An 18,773-nucleotide genomic window follows, 5' to 3' on the forward strand; every position below is an offset into this window, starting at 1 on the left:
GGAGGGTGGCTAAGTCTGGGAGGGAGGCTAAATGTGCAGTGGAGGCTAAATCTGGGAATGGGGGCTAAATGTGGGAGGGGGCTTGCCCCCGATTGCGGTGTATCAGTATCAAATCTACTGACTGACCCACCGCTATCGGGGGCAAGCCCCCTCCCACAGGGATTTGTGGTGTTTTTGGGGGGGGGTTAGTGGACGACCCAACTGAGCAGCCATAGGCCGAGCATCAGCCAGATGATGCCCATGATGATCGATGCGCGCATGAAGGCGCGAACGGCCGAGTACAGCAGCATCAGGCCGAGGATCAGGGTAATGATGCTGATGATGGACGTGTCCATGCCCAAGGTGCGCGACAGGCCATCGATAAAGTTGCCACCGGCGTGGGTCAAGGCACCGAAGATGCCGCTGAGGCCGTCGACGATAAAACGGATGACGGAGCCGAGCGCCTGGCCCAACCATTCGAAAAAGCTTTCTACCTGCATGTGCGTGTCCTGATGAGAAGGTGGGCGTGTCTGTGCCTTTGGTTGTTGATAACGCCGGCTAGTTCCCTGCAAGCATAGAGGTTTGCCCGTTTGAATTTGCGTTTAGTTGCTCGCTGGACCCTGGCGAGCCTGCTCCTGGTGATTGCGCTGTTGTGGGCGGCCGACCGCATCTGGCCGTTGCCGTTGCCTAAGGATGATTTGGCGCGGGTGGTGCTGGCCGAGGATGGCACGCCGTTGTGGCGATTTGCCGATGCCAATGGCGTGTGGCGTTACCCGGTGCAAACCGGTGAAGTGTCGCCGTATTACCTCGATGCGCTGCTCACCTATGAGGACCGTTGGTTCTACCAGCATCCCGGCGTGAACCCGTTGGCGCTGGCGCGGGCGACGTGGCAGAACCTGACCGGCGCGCGGGTGGTGTCGGGTGGCAGTACCTTGTCGATGCAGGTCGCCCGTTTGCTCGATCCCCATTCGCGCACGTTCCACGGCAAGCTGCGCCAACTGTGGCGCACCGCGCAGTTGGAATGGCATTTGTCCAAGGCCGAGATTCTTAACCTGTACCTGAACCGCGCGCCGTTTGGCGGCACGTTGCAAGGCGTGGCAGCGGCCAGTTGGGCTTATCTGGGCAAGTCGCCGGCGCAACTGACTCATGCCGAAGCCGCCTTGCTCGCCGTGTTGCCCCAGGCGCCGAGCCGCCTGCGCCCCGACCGCCACCCCCAGCGCGCCCAGGAAGCCCGGGACAAGGTGCTGCGCCGCCTCGGCGAGTTCCAGGTATGGCCCGCGTCGGCGGTGGCCGAGGCCCTGGAAGAACCGTTGCTGCTCGCGCCGCGCCTGGAGCCCAGCCTGGCGCCCTTGCTTGCCCGCCGCCTGAACCGCTCCGACAGCCCGCCGCTGATCCGCACCACCCTGGACGCCACCCTGCAGCGCCGCCTCGAAGACCTGCTGCTGGGCTGGCGCGCGCGTTTGCCGGAATACACCTCGGCGGCGATCCTGGTGGTGGAGGAAGACAGCATGGCCGTGCGCGCCTACCTCGGCTCGGTGGATATCAATGACGCCAAGCGCTTCGGCCATGTGGACATGATCAGCGCGTTGCGTTCGCCGGGCTCGACCCTCAAGCCCTTCCTGTATGGCATGGCCCTGGACGAAGGGCTGATTCACTCCGAATCGCTGTTGCAGGATGTGCCCAGGCGTTATGGCGATTACCGGCCGGGTAACTTCTCCCTGGGATTTAGTGGCGCGGTGCCGGCGAGCACGGCGTTGTCCAGTTCGCTCAACCTGCCGGCGGTGCAGTTGCTGGAAGCCTACGGGCCGAAGCGCTTTGCCGCGCAGATGCGCATCGGCGGGGTGCCGTTGGCGTTGCCGGCGTTGGCCGAGCCGAACCTGGCGTTGATCCTGGGCGGCGCGGGCAGTCGCCTGGAAGATCTGGTGAGCGGTTACAGCGCCTTCGCCCGCGACGGGAGGAGCGCCACGATTCGATTACAGCCGGACGATACGCTTAAAGAACGGCCATTACTGTCGCCAGGGTCCGCCTGGATTGTGCGGCGTATCCTCAGCGGTCAGGCGCGGCCCGACCGCGACCCGCGTGCCGAACTGGTGCAGCGCCCGGCGCTGGCCTGGAAAACCGGCACCAGCTACGGGTTTCGGGATGCCTGGGCGATCGGCGTGGGGCCGCGCTATTTGATCGGTGTGTGGATTGGCCGCCCCGACGGCACGCCAGTGCCGGGGCAGTTCGGCTTGGCCTCGGCCGCACCGTTGATGTTGCAGGTGCATGACGTGTTGACCAACCGCGACAGCCAGCGTGGCATCAGCGCGCCGGTCAAACCGGTGCCGGCGAATGTTGGCGTGGCGGCGATCTGTTGGCCGCTGGGCCAGCCCATGAGCCGCAACGATCCCAATTGTCGCCGCCAGCGCTTCGCCTGGACGCTGGACAACACCACGCCGCCGACCTTGCAGGCACTGGATCAGCCGTTGAGTGTGGGCTTGATGGAAAGCGTCTGGGTCAACCCCAAGGGCTTGAGGGTGGACGCCCATTGCCCCGGCGCAGTGTTGAAAAACATCGCCCTGTGGCCCGCGCCGTTGGAGCCCTGGCTGCCAAGGGCTGAGCGTCGTGATGCGCGCCTGCCGGCCGCTGACCCCGATTGCCCGCCGCCGGCACTGGCCGCGTCGTCGCCGTTGTCGATCGTCGGCGTGCGCGAGGGCGATCAACTGCGCCTGCCCGCCGCCAGCCAACAGACGCTGCGCCTGAACCTCTCCGCCCTGGGCGGCAGTGGCCGGCGCTGGTGGTTCCTCAACGGCGCGCCGTTGGGCGACAGCGCCAACCAGGAGAGCATCAACGCCAGTTTCGAGCAATTGGGCCGCTATCAGCTCAGCGTTCTCGACGAGGCCGGCCAAACCGCCCGAATCGAATTCAGCGTCGTCGACTAGACCCCATCACTGCCAAGCCAGCCCCCACATTCTGCTGTGTGAATCCATTCAAATGTGGGAGCAGGCTTGCCTGCGATAGCGCCCTAAAGTCCATCCCCCGGATTCACTTGCCTTCATCCCTGATCCCCCCGAAGCTATACGCCTTCAGGAGCCCCCCATGAACCTCGAACACCTCACCGAACGCCTGCATCGCATCCGCGATACCAACAATTGGAAACAATTCCACAGCCCGAAAAACCTGGCCATGGCCGCCAGTGTGGAAATGGCCGAACTGGTCGAAATCTTCCAATGGCTCACCGAAGACCAGTCGCGCCAGTTGTCCGCCGACACACTCGCCCACGCCGGCCAGGAAGTCGGCGATATCGTGCTGTACCTGCTGTTGCTGTGCAGCGAGTTGGGCCTGGACATGAACGAGGTGGTGCGTGCCAAGCTGGCCGACAGCGAACGGCGGTTTGCCCATGAGTGATCGTCACTTCGACCAACTGGCCACGCGTTTTGCCGAGAAAATCTACGGCGGCGCCAAGGGCGCGATTCGCCTGGCAGTGTTGCAGGCCGACCTCACCGAAGCCTTGCCGCAGCGGCCGCTGCGTGTGCTGGATATTGGCGCGGGCCTGGGGCATATGTCGCTGTGGCTGGCCGAGCGCGGGCATCAGGTGACCCTGGCCGAACCCGCCGAGCCGATGCTTAGCGGTGCGCGCCAACGCTTCGCCGAGGCCGGGCAGACCGCGACCTTTATCCACGCGCCCTGGCAAGACCTGCTCGGCCAACTCACCGAGCCCTACGATGTGGTGCTGTGCCACGCCGTCCTCGAATGGCTGGCCGAACCCCACGCGATCCTGCCCGTGTTGCACCAGTTGACGGTGCCCGGCGGCTGGCTGTCGCTGGCGTTCTACAACCGCGATGCGCTGATTTACCGCAACCTGCTCAAAGGCCACTTCCGCAAAATGCGCAAGAACGACATGGCCGGCGAAAAGCAAAGCCTGACCCCGCAACAGCCGCTCGATCCGCGAGAGCTGGCGGCGCAACTCGATGGGCTTTGGCAGGTCGAAAGCCAGAGCGGCGTGCGGGTGTTCCACGACTATATGCCGGTGGAATTCCAGGCTCGCGTGGATTTGAAGGAGGTGTTGGAGATGGAACTCGCTCATCGTCGTCACCCAAGTTTTGCCGGGCTTGGGCGTTATTTGCACTGGATCTGCCGTCCGGTTTAAGCGGCCCAGTCAGTGGAGGTCGAAATGCGTCGTTTCGGGTTAATCCTGTTGTCCCTTGGGCTGGGCGCCTGCTCCAGCCCCAATCCTTATGTGGCCGCCTCGGCGCCGATGCCGCCGGCGCCAGCCCAGGCGGCCCAGACCTTTGATACCAGCGCGTACCCCGCGCCGGTACGTGACTACGGCGCCTATCGCATTTGGGCCTGGCGCAACGGCCAGTTGCCGGCGGGCACGGCCTGGGCGGACTCGGCGCAGATTGCCGAAGCGGTCAGCGGCGCCCTCGACCAGCGTGGCTTGCGCCCCCTGCACGACAACCGCGCGCCCGACCTGCTGGTGAGCGCCGACGTGCATCTGGAGAAGCGCCTCAAGCAGGTCCAGGATGACTACGGCTATGGGTATGGCGGCTACAATCGCTACGGCATGTACAACTCGGCGCCGATCGTGCGCACCTATGAAGTTCAGGTCGTCGTCGTGCGGGTCAATCTGTTCGATGCGCGCAGCGGTCAGCCGGTGTGGAGTGCCAGTGCTGAAACCGGCAGCCAGGGCAGCCTCAGTGAGCGGGCGGATGCGTTGCGCCAGGCGGTGCAAAAGGCAATGACGGCGTATCCTCCCAGTTAACAGCTATTCTCATTTAATGCCCGGATCGCTCGTTGGAGAACCACCATGTTTCGACGTATCGCAACGCTCGCTTTTGTCGCGCTGTTGGGCGGTTGCCAGACCAGCCAGGTCAACCACGACTTCGATGCCAGCCGAGACTTCGGTGCCTACCGCAGTTGGGCCTGGAAAGACCCGGCGGTGCAATACCGTCCCGATGATCCGCGGATCAAGAGCGACCTCACCGAGCAACGTATCCGCCAGGCCGTCGGCGAACAACTCGACCAACGCGGCCTGCGCCCCGCATCGGTGGGCACCAGGGCGGACCTGACTGCACAGGCCTACCTGATCGTCGAAGACCGCCAGCAACAAGTCAGCACCAACTACGGTGGCGCCTGGGGCGGGCCGTGGAATGGCTACTGGGGCGCGCCGATGTACAACGAAACGCGCAGCATCAGCTACAAGGTGGCGACCCTCCAGATCGACCTGCTCGACGGCAAGGACGGCAAACTCGTCTGGCGCGGTAGCGACGAGCAAATCATGGCCAACTCGCCCGACCCGCAGGATCGTAGCAACGCCATCCGCAAGACGGTCAGCCGAATCCTTTCCAGCTATCCACCGCACTGAAACTGCGTTGCCCGAGCGAGATCACCGGCCGGTTTCAGCCAATCGGCCGCCATCTACCCACCATGTGTTCAATATCCCCCGAGCCTTTTAACCACAACTCGCCACTGGAACCAGCGCCGCTGGCGTGCAGGGCGACCGCGCTGGGCAGGCGTACCGGTTTCTTGAACTCGACGTCTATGTCGATATTCGCCACGGGCAGGTGCTCACCCAGGGCGGCGAGGGTCCGCGCCTTGTTCCACAGGCCGTGGGCAATGGCTTGGGGGAAACCGAATAATTTGGCAGTCAGGACGCTTAAATGGATCGGGTTGTAATCGCCGGACACCCAGGCGTAGCGACGGCCGATATCGGCGGGGGCTTTCCAGTGGGTCAATTCGCTGAGCTGGGAGGGCGTGGGCAAGGCGTCGTCCGCCGCCGCGCCGTCGAGCTTCACGCCACGGCAGAGCATGCGGCTCTGCGCTTCCCACAGCAGGCCGAGGGCATCTTCGACGGTGGTCACCACCTCAAACGTCGCGCCCTTGGCGTGGGGCTGGAGGTTTTCTGCGTGTACGGCGATGGTCAGGTCACTCACCGCACCCAAGGGCCGGTGAACACGGATGCGATTGCTGAGGTGGACCAGCCCCAACAGCGGGAACGGAAACGATGGGGCCGTCAGCAGTTGCAACTGCAGGCCGAATGCCAGGATGTGTGGATAAGTTGCCGGCAGCATTGGGCTGTCGGCAAAGCCGCACACCTTGCGATACGCCGCCACATGCTGGGGGTTGACGCTCACACGGCAGCGAAACCCCTGCTCGGGCAAGTGGCTGCCGGTGATTTTGCGCTTGAGCACCGCGTGCCAGTACAACGGCGCAAGCATCGGTGGGCGGTCGAGGGTTTTCCATTCCATGCTTACGCTCCCAGCACACTTTGCCCACACACCCGCAGCGCTTGGCCGCTGACCGCGCCGGAGCCCGGTTGACCGAGCCAGGCCACCGCTTCGGCGACATCCTGCGGCAAGCCGCCCTGGCCCAGCGAGCTCATGCGGCGCCCGGCCTCACGCAGCGCGAACGGGATATGCGCGGTCATCTGGGTTTCGATAAAACCGGGGGCTACGGCGTTGATGCTGATCCCCCGCGCCTTCAACCGTGGTGCCCAGGCCTGGGCCAGCCCGATCAGCCCGGCCTTGCTCGCGGCATAGTTGGTTTGCCCGCGGTTGCCGGCAATCCCGCTGATGGAGGCCAGCAGCACCACGCGCGCGTTGTCGTGCAGGGTGCCGCTGTCGAGCAGGGCCTTGGTCAGCACTTGTGGCGCGTTGAGGTTGACCGCCAGCACGGCGTCCCAGTATTCCGGGGTCATGTTGGCCAGGGTTTTGTCGCGGGTGATGCCGGCGTTATGGACCAGAATGTCGAGGCCATCGGGTAGTTGTTCGATCAACTGGCGGGCGGCGTCTTCGGCGCAGATATCCAGCACGACGGTGCGCCCTCCCAGGCGCGCGGCCAGGGCTTCGAGGTCGGCCTTGGCTTGGGGCACATCCAGCAGAATGACCTCGGCGCCGTCACGGGCGAGGGTTTCGGCGATGGCGGCGCCAATGCCCCGCGCCGCGCCGGTGACCAGCGCTTTGCGCCCGGCAAGCGGGCGCGTCCAGTCTTCGACGGGGGTGGTGCAGGCTTCCAGACGAATCACCTGACCCGAGATATAGGCACTTTTGGGCGAGAGGAAAAACCGTAGCGCCCCTTCCAACTGGTCCTCGGCACCTTGGCCGACCGACAGCAATTGCAACACGCCACCGTTGCGCAGTTCCTTGGCCAGGGAGCGACTGAACCCTTCGAGGGCGCGCTGGGCGCTGGCGGCGAACGGGTCGCTGAGACTTTCCGGGGCGCGGCCGAGGATCACCAGGTGCGCGCTGTGATCGAGATTTTTCAGCAGTGGCTGAAAGAACTCACGCAGTTGCTTGAGTTGGTCGGTGTGTTGCAAGTCGCTGGCGTCGAACACCAGCGCCTTGAGTTTGGGGCCGTGCCCGGGAATCCAGGCCGGTGCTTCCAGTGCCCCGGCGCCGTAGCTATAAATGGCCTCGGTGAGTTTGTGCGCAAACGCCAGCACCTTGGCCGCCAGCGCGCCGCCGCCGAGCAGCAGTGCGCCATCGACCGGGCGCAGGCGCCCGGCTTGCCAGCGTTCCAGGCGTACCGGTGACGGCAGGCCAATGGCGGCGACCAGGCGATGGCCGAGGCTTGAGTTGGCGAAGTCAATATAACGGTCAGACATGGAACGCTCTCCGAAGGCTGGGGTTCAAAGGGTTGACCACCCCGGGGCGGCAGTCGTTCGATTGAGCCTAGGCTAGTCTGAAGGACTTACCCCACAACCGACAGGGAGCTTTCCATGACTCAATTGCGCCGTGTAGCGATCATTGGCGGTAATCGGATTCCGTTCGCCCGCTCCAATGGCCCGTATGCCACAGCGAGCAATCAGGCGATGCTGACGGCCACCCTGGAGGGCCTGATCGAGCGCTACAACCTGCACGGCCTGCGCCTGGGCGAGGTGGCCGCCGGCGCGGTGCTCAAGCATTCACGCGACTTCAACCTGACTCGCGAATGCGTGCTGGGCTCGCGCCTGTCGCCGCAAACCCCGGCCTATGACATTCAGCAGGCTTGCGGCACCGGGCTGGAAGCAGCGTTGCTGGTGGCCAACAAGATTGCCCTGGGCCAGATCGAATGCGGGATTGCCGGAGGGGTGGACACCACGTCCGACGCACCGATCGGGGTGAATGAAGGGCTGCGCAAGATTTTGCTGCAGGCCAATCGCAGCCGGTCTATGGCGGACAAACTAAAAGTCCTGTTACAACTTCGTCCGCATCACCTCAAGCCGGAACTGCCGCGCAATGGCGAACCGCGCACCGGTTTATCCATGGGCCAGCACTGTGAACTGATGGCGCAGACCTGGCAGATCCCCCGTGCCGAGCAGGACCAGTTGGCCCTGGAAAGTCACCAGAAAATGGCCGCGTCCTACGCCGAAGGCTGGCACAACGATTTGCTCACCCCGTTTCTGGGCCTCACCCGTGACAACAACCTGCGCCCCGACCTGACCCTGGAAAAACTCGCCGGCCTCAAGCCCGCCTTCGAGCGTAGCGCCAAAGGCACGCTCACCGCCGGCAATTCCACGCCGCTGACGGACGGTGCTTCCCTGGTGTTGCTCGGCAGCGAAGCCTGGGCCAGGGAGCGCGGCTTGCCGATCCTGGCTTACCTGCGCGACGGCGAAGCGGCGGCGGTGGATTTCGTCAACGGTGCCGAAGGCCTGTTGATGGCGCCGGTGTACGCCGTGCCGCGTTTGCTGGCGCGGAATGGCCTGACACTGCAGGACTTTGATTACTACGAGATCCACGAAGCATTCGCTGCCCAAGTGTTGTGCACGCTCAAGGCCTGGGAAGATGCAGACTACTGCAAGACCCACCTAGGGCTCGACGCGCCGTTGGGTTCGATTGACCGCAGCCGTCTCAACGTCAAGGGCAGCTCCCTGGCCGCCGGGCATCCGTTTGCCGCGACGGGCGGGCGTATCATCGCCAACCTGGCCAAGCTGTTGGACGTTGCGGGCAAGGGGCGCGGGCTGATTTCGATCTGTGCCGCAGGTGGGCAGGGCGTGACGGCAATCATTGAGCGTTGAATTGCTTAAAAACTGGCATATTGGATGCATTCTTCGGTGGTCAAAGCTCGGTAGCCCCTCCCCGAGGCGAGCCGATTGCCGTATAACGAGTGCCATACGCGTGTTTGGTAATAAAGGACCCACAATAAAAGCTGATGAAGACTCCTAAACGCATTGAACCCCTGATCGAAGACGGTCTGGTCGACGAAGTGCTGCGCCCACTTATGAGTGGTAAAGAAGCAGCTGTTTATGTGGTGCGCTGCGGCAATGAATTGCGTTGCGCCAAGGTTTACAAGGAGGCGAACAAACGAAGTTTTCGTCAAGCGTCCGAGTACCAGGAGGGCCGTAAGGTCCGTAACAGCCGGCAGGCCCGGGCCATGGCCAAGGGCTCCAAATTCGGCAAGAAAGAAACCGAAGATGCCTGGCAGAACGCCGAAGTTGCGGCGTTGTTCCGCCTGGCCGGTGCGGGCGTTCGCGTGCCCCAGCCGTATGACTTCCTGGAAGGCGTGCTGTTGATGGAACTGGTGGCCGATGAGTACGGCGATGCGGCGCCGCGTCTGAACGACGTGACGCTGGAACCGGACCAGGCGCGCGAGTACCACGCGTTCCTGATCTCCCAGATCGTGCTGATGCTGTGTACCGGCCTGGTGCACGGTGACCTGTCCGAGTTCAACGTACTGCTCACGCCGACGGGCCCGGTGATCATCGACCTGCCCCAGGCGGTGGATGCGGCGGGTAACAACCACGCGTTCAGCATGCTGGAGCGGGATGTGGGCAACATGGCTTCCTACTTCGGACGTTTTGCCCCGGAGTTGAGGACTACCAAGTACGCCAAGGAAATGTGGGCGCTGTACGAAGCCGGCACCTTGCACCCTGGCAGCATCTTGACCGGCGAGTTCGACGAACCGGAAGAACTGGCGGATGTCGGTGGCGTGATCCGCGAGATCGAAGCGGCGCGACTGGATGACGAACGGCGCCAGGCGATCCGCGCGGCGGATGATGCCCCCGCGAGCAAGACAGCGGAAGAACCGCCGCCGCCTTGGATGCAGTGATCTCCAAACCGTTGGAGATCTAAAAATGTGGAAATGATCTTCAGGTAATTGAAGATCTAAATGTGGGAGGGGGCTCGCCCCCGATGGCGCCGTGTCAGTCGATACTTATATTGACTGGTCCACTGCTATCGGGGGCAAGCCCCCTCCCACATTGGTTTTGTGTACACCCCTTACCGCTTCCCCCTTCAGTCGCAGCAACTTCCCGAGGTGTGGGAATGATCTCCAGGCAATTGAAGATCTAAAAATGTGGGAGGGGGCTTGCCCCCGATGGCGCCGTGTCAGTCGATACTTATATTGACTGGTCCACCGCTATCGGGGGCAAGCCCCCTCCCACATTGGTTTTGTGTACACCCCTTACCCCTTCCCCTTCAGGCGCAGCAACTTCCTGACGTGTGGAAATGATCTCCAGGCAATTGAAGATCTAAATGTGGGAGGGGGCTTGCCCCCGATGGCGCCGTGTCAGTCGATACTTATATTGACTGGTCCACCGCTATCGGGGGCAAGCCCCCCTCCCACATGGGTTTTGTGTGCACCACTTACCCCTTCAGGCGCAGCAACTACCCGACGCCAACTCCTTGAGAATCGGACAATCCGGCCGATGATCGCCGTGGCAGTGTTCCACCAGGTCCTGCAACGTATCGCGCAACTGCCCCAGTTCGCGAATCTTCTGATTCAGCTCTTCAATATGCTGGCGCGCCAAGGCTTTCACATCGGCGCTGGCCCGTTGTCGGTCCTGCCACAACGTCAGCAACTTGCCGACCTCTTCCAGGGAAAACCCCAGGTCCCGCGAACGCTTGATAAACGCCAGGGTGTGCAAGTCGTCGGGGCCGTACACGCGGTAGCCGCTGTCGGTGCGGTGGGCGGCTTTCAACAGGCCGGTGGATTCGTAGTAGCGAATCATCTTGGCGCTCAAACCGCTTGAACGCGCCGCCTGGCCGATGTTCATGTTCATGTTCATGGGTGCGGGTCCTCCAGATCCTTGGGTTTCCAGGTTTTCAACAACAGCGCATTGCTCACCACGCTGACGCTCGACAGCGCCATCGCCGCGCCGGCCAACACCGGGTTGAGCAGGCCGAACGCCGCCAGGGGAATGCCGATCAAGTTATACACAAAGGCCCAGAACAGGTTCTGACGGATCTTCGCGTAGGTCTTGCGGCTGATCTCCAGCGCCGCCGGCACCAGGCGTGGATCACCGCGCATCAGGGTGATGCCGGCGGCGTGCATGGCCACGTCGGTGCCGCCGCCCATAGCGATGCCGATATCGGCGGCGGCCAGGGCTGGAGCGTCGTTGATGCCGTCGCCGACCATCGCCACCACGCCGGTTTTTTTCAGTTCGGCGACGGTGGCGGCTTTATCGGCCGGGAGCACTTCGGCGTGGACATCGTCGATGCCCAGTGCCTCGGCGACGACCCGCGCACTGCCGCGATTATCGCCGGTGAGCAAGTGGCTGCTGATGTGCCGCGCCTTGAGTTGGGCCACGGCTTCCAGCGCGCCGGGCTTGAGGGTGTCGCCGAAGGCGAACAGCCCGAGTACGCGCGGTTGCGCGCCTTGTTCGATCAGCCAGGACAAGGTGCGGCCTTCGGCTTCCCAAGCCTTGGCCGAAGGGCTCAGTGCGCCCGCGTCCAGCCCGTTGTCTTCCAGCAGGCGGCGGTTGCCCAGGGCCAGTGGCCGACCGTCGAGGGTGCCGGCAATGCCGCGCCCGGTCAGGGACTGGCTGGCGCTCACATCGGCGACGTTCAGCCCTTGTTCGCGGCAGGCATCCAGCACCGCCTTGGCCAGCGGGTGTTCGCTGCCGCGTTGCAAGGCGCCGGCCTGTTGCAGCAGTAGCGGCTCGTTGCCGTCTACCGCCGCCAGGTGGGCGATTTTCGGCGTGCCGGAGGTGAGCGTGCCGGTCTTGTCGAAGACCACCGCGCTCACGGCGTGGGCGCGCTCCAGCGCATCCGCATCCTTGATCAGAATGCCGTGGCGTGCGGCAACGCCGGTGCCGGCCATGATCGCGGTCGGTGTGGCCAGGCCCAGGGCGCACGGGCAGGCGATCACCAGCACGGCGACCGCATTGATGATCGCGATCTCCAGCGAGGCGCCGTACAGCCACCAGCCCAGCAGCGTGAGCAAGGCCAGCACCAGCACCGTCGGCACGAAGACCTGGCTGACTTTATCCACCAGTTTCTGGATCGGTGCCTTGGCCGCCTGGGCGTCTTCCACCAGGCGGATGATTCGCGCCAGCACGCTTTCCGCGCCGAGGGCCACGGTGCGCACTAGCAAGCGCCCTTCGCCGTTGATGGCGCCGCCGGTGACCTTGTCGCCCGGTTGTTTCGGCACCGGCAGGCTTTCGCCGCTGATCAGCGCTTCGTCGGCATGGCTTTGGCCGTCGACCACTTCGCCGTCCACCGGGAAGCGCTCGCCGGGTTTGACCAGCACTTGGTCGCCGAGCTTCAGCGCGCTGATGGCGACGTCTTCTTCGCGGCCGTCAACCACCCGAATCGCGTGCTCCGGGCGTAAGGCTTCCAGGGCCCGGATCGCGCTGGCGGTCTGGCGTTTGGCGCGGCTTTCCAGGTATTTGCCGAGCAGCACCAGGGCGATCACCACCGCCGAGGCTTCGAAATACAGGTGCGGCATGCTGCCGGCGGGTGCGGTGAGCCATTCATACAGGCTCAGGCCGTAACCGGCGCTGGTGCCGATTGCCACCAGCAGGTCCATATTGCCTGCACCGGCGCGCACGGCTTTCCATGCGGCAATATAAAAGCGCGCACCGAAGATGAACTGTACCGGCGTGGCCAGGGCGAACTGCACCCAGGCCGGGAGCATCCAGTGCAGGCCGAAGGGCTGTGCCAGCATCGGCAGCACCAGCGGCAATGCGAGCACAATCGCCAGCAGCAGCGCCCAGCGTTCGTGGTGCAGGCGTTGGGCTTGATCGGCCTCGGTCTTGGTTTCGCTTTGGGGCAGGGACGCGCTGTAGCCGGCCTTGTCGACGGCGGCGATCAGTACGGCGGGGTCCATTTGGCCGAGCACCTCGATATGGGCGCGCTCGTTGGCCAGGTTCACGCTGACACGTTGCACCCCCGGCACCTTACCCAGCGCGCGCTCGACACGCCCGGCGCAGCTGGCGCAGGTCATGCCGCCGATGGGCAGGTCAAACGTGGTGGTTCCATTCATGGGGCAGTCCTCCTGAAGAAGTTGCCCCTAGGATCAACCTTGACCTGTGGGGAAGGTCAAGCGTCTTTAGTATTCCAATGCCGCCGGCTTGAGGTACATGCCTTCCGGGCCTTGGGCGATGCGTAATTTGCGCACATCACCGGCTTTCAGCGTGATGTTCTGCGCGGGTGGCGCCAGCAGGCTCGGCAGGCAGCCAGGCGATTGGCCCGGCAGCAGCTTCAGGCGCAGCGATACGTTGCCGGCCGGCAGGTTGAACGAGGTGGACTGTTCCTGGAACAGGCGCCCGGCCAACTGGTCCTGGATGTACAGGCCGATCTCGCAGTTGGTCGGTACTTCTAGGCGTTCGCGGGAAATGATCAGCACCGCATAGTCTTCGGCGGCGCTGGCCATGGGCGCAGCGGCAGACAAGCTCATCAGGCCGACAAGGGCAAAAAACGACCAGCGCATGGCGCGTGCTCCGTGGTTCACATCAAAGATGGGTGAAGCTTGGCCGACTGCGTCACCGAATACCAGCCCGGCGGATATTTTTGCCGCTTGACCTTGCCATCGTGGCAAGGTCGATACTGCGTCCACCCTCATTCAAGGAGTCATGTCATGCAAGTATTCAACGTTGAAGGAATGACCTGCGGCCATTGCGTCCGGGCGGTGACCCAGGCAGTGCAGAATCAGGACCCGGCAGCCGAAGTGAACGTGGACCTGGCGGCAAAGCAAGTCAGCGTGCAGAGCCAGTTGAGCCGCGACGTGATCGCCGGCTTGATCCGGGAAGAAGGCTACAGCGTCGCCTGATTTAATAGTTAGCGAGCTATCGTAATGTTCAACGCACCCAAGCGCGGCTAGACTGTCGGGCTGCCGACATACTTGGGTGCCTGATGAACCTGCGCATACTCCTGATTTTGGGCGCCTTGAGCGCCTTCGCGCCGCTGGCGATTGACTTTTACCTGCCGGGCTTCCCGGCAATGGCCACGGCTTTTGCCACCGATGAAAAACATATCCAGTTGACCTTGGCGGTGTACTTCGCTGGCCTGGCCATCGGTCAATTGATCTACGGTCCGCTGGCGGATCGCTTTGGTCGCCGTGTGCCGCTGCTCAGCGGTGTCACGTTGTTTACGCTGGCATCCTTCGCATGCGCCTACGCGCCGTCCCTGGAATGGCTGATCGGCGCACGTTTCGTGCAGGCCCTCGGCGGTTGCGCGGGAATGGTGATTTCCCGCGCGGTGGTCAGCGACAAGTGTGATGTGGTGACCTCGGCCAAGGTGTATTCGCAACTGATGCTGGTGACTGGCCTGGCGCCGATCCTCGCGCCATTGGCGGGCGGGTTGATGGTCGGTGTGTGGGGCTGGCAGTCGATCTTCCTGGCCCTGACGGTGTTCAGCGTGATGGCCGCGATCGCGGTGGCGGTCGGCCTGCCGGAAACCTTTCCGGCCCATCAGCCACGGCAACCGTTGTCCGGGTCGCTGCGCCGCTATATCGACCTGTTGTCGGACCGGGTCTACCTCGGTTACGCCCTGACCGGGGGCATTTCGATTGCCGGGATGTTTGCCTACATCGCCGGTTCGCCGTTCGTCTTCATCAAACTCTATGGCGTGCCCGCCGAGCATTACGGCTGGGTATTCGGCTCCAACGCCGCTGGCTTTATCCTGATGGCCCAAGTCAATGCGCGCATGCTCGCCAAGCGCGGGCCGGCGTTCTTGCTGTCGCGCACCGTGTGGCTCTACATGCTGGCGGCGTTGGCGCTGCTCGGCGTCGCGGCCTTGCGCACCGATGCGTTGTGGCCGTTGCTGGTGCCACTGTTTATCTGCATCGCCAGCCTGGGCTGCATTTTGCCCAACACCTCGGCCTGCGCCATGAGCGGGCAGGGCGCACGGGCCGGTAGCGCCTCGGCAATGCTCGGTTGCATTCAGTTCGGCGTGGCGGCGGGAGCGGCTTCGTTGGTGGGCGTGTTGCACGACGGCACGGCGATGCCGATGGCCATGGTCATCAGCTTGTGCGGGGTCTTGGCGGTGACGATTGGGATGTCGACCCAGCGCCTGCAGCGGGCACGGGCCCGGCAGGCGCAGGTCTGAAAAAACGTCGGTCAGCCAGCGGCAGAGCGTTGCTGGCCGAGTGGGAACCGATGGGGCGCCTGGATGCGAGCTTGCAGCGTCTCGGCGAAGGCGCGGGCCTCGGCCTCACTGCGGAAGGTGATGGCGTCGCCGTCGAGACGGACCTGCCATTTATTGCCCGAGGATTTTGCTAACGCTTTTATCAGGATCTTCATTGCTGACTTCCTCACGTAAAAAAATCGTGGCAAAGGCGGCCAATATAAACCCGAATACGCTCACAAATATGACAAAGGTCAATTCTCTGACTAGTGGCCACGTCCATCACTCACACGAATGACGGACGACACTGACAGACCTTTTTCAGAACCCTTCCAGCACGATCTTGCCCTTGGCCTTGCCGCTTTCCAGCAGCGTATGGGCGCGGCGCAGGTTCTCGGCGTTGATCACCCCGAAGTGTTCGCCCAGCGTGGTTTTCAGGGTGCCGGCATCGATCAGTTCGGCCACGCGATTGAGCAGGTTGTGTTGCTCGATCATGTCCGGCGTTTCGAACATCGAACGGGTGTACATGAACTCCCAGTGCAGCGACAGGCTCTTGCGCTTGAGTTTGCTCACGTCCAGGGCCTTGGGATCGTCGATCAGCGCCAGCTTGCCCTGGGGCTGCAGGGCTTCGACCAGTTGGTCCAAATGCTGGTCGGTCTGGGTCAGGCTGGCGACGTGGGTCACGTGGGCCACACCGGCGTGTTTCAGGGCTTCGCTCAGCGGCTGGCGATGGTCGATCACCAGGTCGGCACCAAGGGCCTTGGCCCAGGCCTGGGTCTCCGGGCGCGATGCGGTGCCGATGACCTTCAGTGCGGTGAGCCGGCTGGCCAGTTGGGTCAGGATCGAACCCACGCCGCCGGCGGCGCCGACGATCAGCAGGCTCTGGCCTTCATCCGCTTGACCCTCGCGCACTTGCAGGCGTTCGAACAACAGTTCCCAGGCGGTGATGGCGGTCAGCGGCAAGGCGGCCGCTTCGGCAAAACCCAGGCTCTTGGGCATATGGCCGACGATGCGCTCGTCCACGGTGTGCCGTTCGCTGTTGCCGCCGGGGCGTACCAGGGACCCAGCGTAGAACACCTTGTCACCGGCCTTGAACAGCGTCACTTCACTGCCGACGGCCTTGACCACACCGGCCACGTCCCAGCCGAGCACCTTGGCGGCGCCGTTTTCCGGGGCGACGTTCTGGCGGACCTTGGTGTCCACCGGGTTGACCGAGATGGCTTTGACTTCCACCAACAGGTCGCGCGGGCCGGCGATCGGTTCCGGCAGTTCGATGTCTTGCAGGGATTTCGGATCGTTGATCGGCAGTGAGGCGTAGTAGGCAATGGCTTTCATGGGGGCTCCGGAAAAAGGGCGGTGATCAGGCAAGAAACTTCAGGCGCTTGAGTTCGAAGTGCGCGAGCACGTCGGCGGCCTTGGCGCGGAAACTCTGGATGTGTGCGCTCTGGTCGTGGTCGGCCAGGGCGGCGTCGTCGCGCCAGCGTTCGAGCAGGTAGAACGTCTCGGGGTGTTGCAGGTCCTGATGCAGGTCGTACTGCTCGCAACCGGCTTCCTGGCGGGTCGGTTCCAGCAGGCCGCGCAGCAGGGGCTCGAGGATGTCTTGTTGGCCAGGTTTGGCGATCAGCGTGGCGATGACGTTAAAGGCAGAGGACATATTCAACTCCTGACGCGGGATGTACGGGATGGGCAGATGATTGGCTATTTCCCGTGCAGATAAAAGCGGCTAAAACAGCAGGCTGTTTCAACAATATATTGATAATGGGTGGGATTGGATGCTGCGCTTTGATGATTTGCAGTTGTTCGTGCGCGCGGCGGACCTGGGTAGTTTGTCGGCCGCAGCGCGGGTCATGGACCTGTCGCCGGCGGTGGCCAGCGCGGCGTTGAAGCGCATCGAACAGCAACTCGGCACACGCTTGCTGGCGCGCTCCACCCGCAGCCTGCGCCTCACCGCTGAAGGTGAAGGCTTTCTCGAATATGCGCGCGCGGCGCTAAGTTCTCTGGATGAAGGGCGACGCTTATTGGCCAGTGCCCAGGACCGTGTCAGCGGCGTGTTGCAACTGTCGGCGCCCTCGGATTTTGGCCGCAACCAGCTGTTGCCCTGGCTTGACGAGTTCCAGCGTGAATACCCGCAACTGACCGTGCGCCTGCTGCTGGGTGACCGCATTGCCGACCTGTTCCGCCAGCCGGTGGATATCGCCCTGCGCTATGGCGAACCGGAAGATTCCAGCCTGGTCGCGCTGCCTGTCGCGCCGGATAACGTGCGCGTGCTGTGCGCGGCGCCCAGCTATCTCGCACGCCACGGCGAACCGCGCTATCTGGAGCAACTCGCCCAGCACAATTGCCTGCTGTATATGCTCGGCAGTCGCGTGCATGACCACTGGACGTTTCATGACGGCAAACGCGAAGTCAGCCTGACTGTCGGCGGCGACCGCTTCAGTGACGATGCTGACGTTGTACGTCGATGGGCTGTGGCAGGGGTGGGCATCGCCTACAAGTCCTGGTTGGATGTGAGCAGCGATGTCCTCGCCGGGCGCTTACGCGTGATTCTGTCTGAGCTGCGCGGCGAGCGCACGCCGCTCAACCTGTTATGCGCCCATCGTGCGCAGTTGAGTAAGCCCATTAATCTGCTGCGGGAAATGCTCGTGTCCCGCTGTGCGACATTGACCGCGCAACGGTCGGAACAATTCACCAGTGGGTAATAGCCTCCACGAAAGCAGGAAATTTCACTCAGATCCTGTCCCTATCCGCGCTGTCAGACGCCGGGGAACTGGTTGCTCGCGCACCTATACTTTGGCGCCAACCACAGCAGACAAATGATCTAACAAGGAGTGAACCGATGGAACAGGCACCTTGCATCAGTCAGATTGCCAGCTTGCTCGCCGAGCCAAAACGCACCGCTATGCTCTGGGCCTTGATGGACGGCTCGGCCAAGTCTTCGCACGAACTGGCGACGCTCGTCGGGCTGTCGCCGGCCTCGGCGAACGCGCATCTGGCGCGGCTTACCGGGGGCGGTTTGCTGCGCGTCGAGGCCCGTCGCGGCAAGCGCCTGTTTCGTGTGGCGGCGGCTGATGTCAGCACCGCGATCGATGCGTTGGCCAGCACCACCATGGCCAGTGCCGCGCGCAGCACACCGCAGGCTTCACCGATGACGCTTGCGGCTCCGGCCCTGCTGCGCCATGCGCGGTTATGCCATGGCCACCTGGGTGGCGAGCTGGCGGCGCAGCTGTATCAGCGGATGATCGCGGCTGGGTGGATCGAGCGCTGCGAGCACCGCACCCAGGTCACGGTCAAAGGCGCGCAGCACCTGGCCGGCCTCGGCATCTTTACCCAGGCGCTGGCGTTACCGCTGGTGTGTGACTGTTTCGATTGGAGCCAGCAACAACCGCATCTGGGTGGCGCGCTGGGGGCCGGGCTGTTGCAACTGTTTTTGCAGTCGAACTGGATCAGTGCGATCAACGAGTCCCGCGCCTTGCTGGTCAGCGACACCGGGCTCGCGGAAATCACGCGGTTGGCCGGGCCCGACGCGCTCTGATGCCGGATGGCGTCGTT

Annotated in this window: 20 protein-coding genes; 11 read left to right on the plus strand and 9 right to left on the minus strand. The window is 63.5% G+C overall.

Annotation, left to right across the window (positions count from 1 at the left end; genetic code table 11):
* Positions 1–185: 185 nt before the first annotated feature.
* A complete protein-coding gene (locus ACP7CJ_RS11470) occupies positions 186–479 on the minus strand; it encodes a hypothetical protein (RefSeq protein WP_017849656.1) in 294 nt (97 codons plus the stop codon).
* Positions 480–569: 90 nt separating this feature from the next.
* Between ACP7CJ_RS11470 and pbpC the strand changes: the two genes are divergently transcribed.
* From pbpC to ACP7CJ_RS11495, 5 genes are all read left to right on the plus strand, one after another.
* On the plus strand, positions 570–2,900 hold the full coding sequence (gene pbpC / locus ACP7CJ_RS11475) for a peptidoglycan glycosyltransferase PbpC (protein WP_426100321.1): 2,331 nt from the start codon (positions 570–572) through the stop codon (positions 2,898–2,900).
* Between the two features lie 157 nt (positions 2,901–3,057).
* A complete protein-coding gene (locus ACP7CJ_RS11480; protein ID WP_276196331.1) occupies positions 3,058–3,366 on the plus strand; it encodes a MazG-like family protein in 309 nt (102 codons plus the stop codon).
* Positions 3,359–4,108 carry a methyltransferase gene (locus ACP7CJ_RS11485; protein WP_253393210.1) on the plus strand — a complete coding sequence of 250 codons (750 nt, stop codon included), beginning with the start codon at positions 3,359–3,361 and terminating at the stop codon, positions 4,106–4,108. Before ACP7CJ_RS11480 ends, ACP7CJ_RS11485 begins: the two co-directional genes overlap by 8 nt.
* A 24-nt stretch (positions 4,109–4,132) precedes the next feature.
* The gene (locus ACP7CJ_RS11490; RefSeq protein WP_426100319.1) at positions 4,133–4,723 is read left to right on the plus strand and encodes a DUF4136 domain-containing protein; all 591 of its coding nucleotides are present in this window, start codon (positions 4,133–4,135) and stop codon (positions 4,721–4,723) included.
* Between the two features lie 45 nt (positions 4,724–4,768).
* Positions 4,769–5,326, plus strand: coding sequence for a DUF4136 domain-containing protein (locus ACP7CJ_RS11495; RefSeq protein WP_426100317.1), 558 nt, complete (start codon positions 4,769–4,771; stop codon positions 5,324–5,326).
* 34 nt (positions 5,327–5,360) lie between these two features.
* Here the strand turns inward: ACP7CJ_RS11495 and ACP7CJ_RS11500 are convergent, their stop codons facing one another.
* Both ACP7CJ_RS11500 and ACP7CJ_RS11505 read right to left on the minus strand, forming a co-directional pair.
* Complete coding sequence (locus ACP7CJ_RS11500; protein ID WP_426100315.1) at positions 5,361–6,209, minus strand: MaoC family dehydratase; 849 nt, start codon at positions 6,207–6,209, stop codon at positions 5,361–5,363.
* Positions 6,210–6,211: 2 nt separating this feature from the next.
* On the minus strand, positions 6,212–7,564 hold the full coding sequence (locus tag ACP7CJ_RS11505) for a 3-oxoacyl-ACP reductase (protein ID WP_426100313.1): 1,353 nt from the start codon (positions 7,562–7,564) through the stop codon (positions 6,212–6,214).
* A gap of 114 nt (positions 7,565–7,678) precedes the next feature.
* Here ACP7CJ_RS11505 and ACP7CJ_RS11510 point away from each other — a divergent pair, with 114 nt between their 5' ends.
* Positions 7,679–8,956 (plus strand): acetyl-CoA C-acetyltransferase, encoded by a 1,278-nt coding sequence (locus tag ACP7CJ_RS11510; protein WP_426100311.1) that lies wholly within the window; start codon positions 7,679–7,681, stop codon positions 8,954–8,956.
* Positions 8,957–9,090: 134 nt separating this feature from the next.
* Positions 9,091–9,987: a PA4780 family RIO1-like protein kinase gene (locus ACP7CJ_RS11515; protein WP_276196338.1), complete on the plus strand. Its 897-nt coding sequence runs from the start codon at positions 9,091–9,093 to the stop codon at positions 9,985–9,987.
* Positions 9,988–10,531: 544 nt separating this feature from the next.
* Here ACP7CJ_RS11515 and cueR read toward each other — a convergent pair.
* From cueR to ACP7CJ_RS11530, 3 genes are all read right to left on the minus strand, one after another.
* Entirely contained in the window at positions 10,532–10,933 is a 402-nt protein-coding gene (gene cueR, locus ACP7CJ_RS11520; RefSeq protein WP_426100491.1) for a Cu(I)-responsive transcriptional regulator, read from the minus strand.
* A gap of 8 nt (positions 10,934–10,941) precedes the next feature.
* Entirely contained in the window at positions 10,942–13,143 is a 2,202-nt protein-coding gene (locus tag ACP7CJ_RS11525; RefSeq protein WP_426100309.1) for a heavy metal translocating P-type ATPase, read from the minus strand.
* A 66-nt stretch (positions 13,144–13,209) separates the two neighbouring features.
* Positions 13,210–13,590, minus strand: coding sequence for a hypothetical protein (locus ACP7CJ_RS11530; protein WP_276196340.1), 381 nt, complete (start codon positions 13,588–13,590; stop codon positions 13,210–13,212).
* 147 nt (positions 13,591–13,737) lie between these two features.
* Here ACP7CJ_RS11530 and ACP7CJ_RS11535 point away from each other — a divergent pair, with 147 nt between their 5' ends.
* A complete protein-coding gene (locus ACP7CJ_RS11535) occupies positions 13,738–13,929 on the plus strand; it encodes a heavy-metal-associated domain-containing protein (protein ID WP_276196341.1) in 192 nt (63 codons plus the stop codon).
* Between the two features lie 83 nt (positions 13,930–14,012).
* Positions 14,013–15,206 carry a multidrug effflux MFS transporter gene (locus ACP7CJ_RS11540; RefSeq protein WP_426100307.1) on the plus strand — a complete coding sequence of 398 codons (1,194 nt, stop codon included), beginning with the start codon at positions 14,013–14,015 and terminating at the stop codon, positions 15,204–15,206.
* Positions 15,207–15,217: 11 nt separating this feature from the next.
* Here the strand turns inward: ACP7CJ_RS11540 and ACP7CJ_RS11545 are convergent, their stop codons facing one another.
* From ACP7CJ_RS11545 to ACP7CJ_RS11555, 3 genes are all read right to left on the minus strand, one after another.
* Positions 15,218–15,400 (minus strand): hypothetical protein, encoded by a 183-nt coding sequence (locus ACP7CJ_RS11545; RefSeq protein ID WP_247402562.1) that lies wholly within the window; start codon positions 15,398–15,400, stop codon positions 15,218–15,220.
* Between the two features lie 145 nt (positions 15,401–15,545).
* The gene (locus ACP7CJ_RS11550) at positions 15,546–16,559 is read right to left on the minus strand and encodes a zinc-binding alcohol dehydrogenase family protein (RefSeq protein WP_247402559.1); all 1,014 of its coding nucleotides are present in this window, start codon (positions 16,557–16,559) and stop codon (positions 15,546–15,548) included.
* Positions 16,560–16,584: 25 nt separating this feature from the next.
* The gene (locus tag ACP7CJ_RS11555; protein ID WP_426100305.1) at positions 16,585–16,878 is read right to left on the minus strand and encodes a putative quinol monooxygenase; all 294 of its coding nucleotides are present in this window, start codon (positions 16,876–16,878) and stop codon (positions 16,585–16,587) included.
* A 118-nt stretch (positions 16,879–16,996) separates the two neighbouring features.
* Between ACP7CJ_RS11555 and ACP7CJ_RS11560 the strand changes: the two genes are divergently transcribed.
* Complete coding sequence (locus ACP7CJ_RS11560; RefSeq protein WP_426100303.1) at positions 16,997–17,923, plus strand: LysR family transcriptional regulator; 927 nt, start codon at positions 16,997–16,999, stop codon at positions 17,921–17,923.
* A gap of 137 nt (positions 17,924–18,060) precedes the next feature.
* Positions 18,061–18,756, plus strand: a complete 696-nt coding sequence (locus ACP7CJ_RS11565) for an ArsR/SmtB family transcription factor (RefSeq protein WP_426100301.1) — start codon at positions 18,061–18,063, stop codon at positions 18,754–18,756.
* Positions 18,757–18,773 lie beyond the last annotated feature (17 nt).

The organism is Pseudomonas sp. PSPC3-2 (genome assembly GCF_049897085.1).
GTDB classification, from domain to species: Bacteria; Pseudomonadota; Gammaproteobacteria; order Pseudomonadales; family Pseudomonadaceae; genus Aquipseudomonas; species Aquipseudomonas paraveronii.

Bases quoted from the DNA above. Each gene is read 5' to 3' on its own strand.
- ACP7CJ_RS11485 (WP_253393210.1), top strand. From the start codon at position 3,359: ATGAGTGATCGTCACTTCGACCAACTGGCCACGCGTTTTGCCGAGAAA.
- ACP7CJ_RS11560 (WP_426100303.1), top strand. From the start codon at position 16,997: ATGCTGCGCTTTGATGATTTGCAGTTGTTCGTGCGCGCGGCGGACCTG.
- cueR (WP_426100491.1), bottom strand. From the start codon at position 10,933: ATGAACATCGGCCAGGCGGCGCGTTCAAGCGGTTTGAGCGCCAAGATG.
- ACP7CJ_RS11525 (WP_426100309.1), bottom strand. From the start codon at position 13,143: ATGAATGGAACCACCACGTTTGACCTGCCCATCGGCGGCATGACCTGC.
- ACP7CJ_RS11490 (WP_426100319.1), top strand. From the start codon at position 4,133: ATGCGTCGTTTCGGGTTAATCCTGTTGTCCCTTGGGCTGGGCGCCTGC.
- ACP7CJ_RS11515 (WP_276196338.1), top strand. From the start codon at position 9,091: ATGAAGACTCCTAAACGCATTGAACCCCTGATCGAAGACGGTCTGGTC.
- ACP7CJ_RS11555 (WP_426100305.1), bottom strand. From the start codon at position 16,878: ATGTCCTCTGCCTTTAACGTCATCGCCACGCTGATCGCCAAACCTGGC.
- ACP7CJ_RS11510 (WP_426100311.1), top strand. From the start codon at position 7,679: ATGACTCAATTGCGCCGTGTAGCGATCATTGGCGGTAATCGGATTCCG.
- ACP7CJ_RS11495 (WP_426100317.1), top strand. From the start codon at position 4,769: ATGTTTCGACGTATCGCAACGCTCGCTTTTGTCGCGCTGTTGGGCGGT.
- ACP7CJ_RS11535 (WP_276196341.1), top strand. From the start codon at position 13,738: ATGCAAGTATTCAACGTTGAAGGAATGACCTGCGGCCATTGCGTCCGG.
- ACP7CJ_RS11505 (WP_426100313.1), bottom strand. From the start codon at position 7,564: ATGTCTGACCGTTATATTGACTTCGCCAACTCAAGCCTCGGCCATCGC.
- ACP7CJ_RS11540 (WP_426100307.1), top strand. From the start codon at position 14,013: ATGAACCTGCGCATACTCCTGATTTTGGGCGCCTTGAGCGCCTTCGCG.
- ACP7CJ_RS11500 (WP_426100315.1), bottom strand. From the start codon at position 6,209: ATGGAATGGAAAACCCTCGACCGCCCACCGATGCTTGCGCCGTTGTAC.
- ACP7CJ_RS11480 (WP_276196331.1), top strand. From the start codon at position 3,058: ATGAACCTCGAACACCTCACCGAACGCCTGCATCGCATCCGCGATACC.
- ACP7CJ_RS11530 (WP_276196340.1), bottom strand. From the start codon at position 13,590: ATGCGCTGGTCGTTTTTTGCCCTTGTCGGCCTGATGAGCTTGTCTGCC.
- ACP7CJ_RS11545 (WP_247402562.1), bottom strand. From the start codon at position 15,400: ATGAAGATCCTGATAAAAGCGTTAGCAAAATCCTCGGGCAATAAATGG.
- ACP7CJ_RS11550 (WP_247402559.1), bottom strand. From the start codon at position 16,559: ATGAAAGCCATTGCCTACTACGCCTCACTGCCGATCAACGATCCGAAA.
- ACP7CJ_RS11470 (WP_017849656.1), bottom strand. From the start codon at position 479: ATGCAGGTAGAAAGCTTTTTCGAATGGTTGGGCCAGGCGCTCGGCTCC.
- ACP7CJ_RS11565 (WP_426100301.1), top strand. From the start codon at position 18,061: ATGGAACAGGCACCTTGCATCAGTCAGATTGCCAGCTTGCTCGCCGAG.